This window comes from Pseudomonas sp. FME51 (assembly GCF_014897305.1).
This window is the reverse complement of record NZ_JABUYN010000053.1, coordinates 1-558: the sequence shown is the minus strand read 5'-3', so window position 1 is coordinate 558 and position 558 is coordinate 1. Positions and strand designations below refer to the sequence as shown.

The following is a 558-nucleotide window of genomic DNA, read 5'->3' as shown; positions in this document are numbered from 1 at the left end:
GTTATGCCTCAAGGGGTAACAATGATGATTCTTGAAAACAAAATTCCGCCACCAATAGTAGCAGTTATTTTTGGAATTTTAATGTGGTGCGTCTCTGATGGACTAAGCGATCCCAGAGAAATTGGTATGGTGAGAGTTGCCGCGATATTTTTAGCGATTCTAGTTGGGGCGCTATTCTGTCTGTCAGGTGTTATGGCGTTTAGGTCTGCCAAAACAACAGTCAATCCGCTCAAACCGGAATCTGCTTCTTCGTTGGTCAAGTCTGGTATATATCGGTTCTCTCGGAATCCAATGTATGTTGGATTTGCTCTCTTTTTGGTTTCTTGGGCGTTTTACTTGGGATCGAATTTGACTATGTTCGGTGTGCTGGGTTTCGTGCTATTTATTACTCGGTACCAAATTTTGCCTGAAGAGCGAGCAATGATTGCATTGTTTGGCGACGAGTTTAAGGAGTATTCAAAGACTGTTCGTCGTTGGCTTTAGGCATAACAAGTCGTGCCATTCGCTGCCTTCGGCAGCTGGGACGCCGCTACGCGGCGCCCATGCACATCCACGTTA

At 45.5% G+C, this 558-nt stretch carries 1 protein-coding gene; it reads left to right on the top strand.

Features of this window, described 5'->3' with window-relative positions; translation table 11 throughout:
* A partial coding sequence (locus INT39_RS22370) for an isoprenylcysteine carboxylmethyltransferase family protein (protein ID WP_319021413.1) occupies positions 1-483 on the top strand: 483 nt, incomplete at its 5' end.
* Between the last annotated feature and the right edge of the window lie 75 nt (positions 484-558).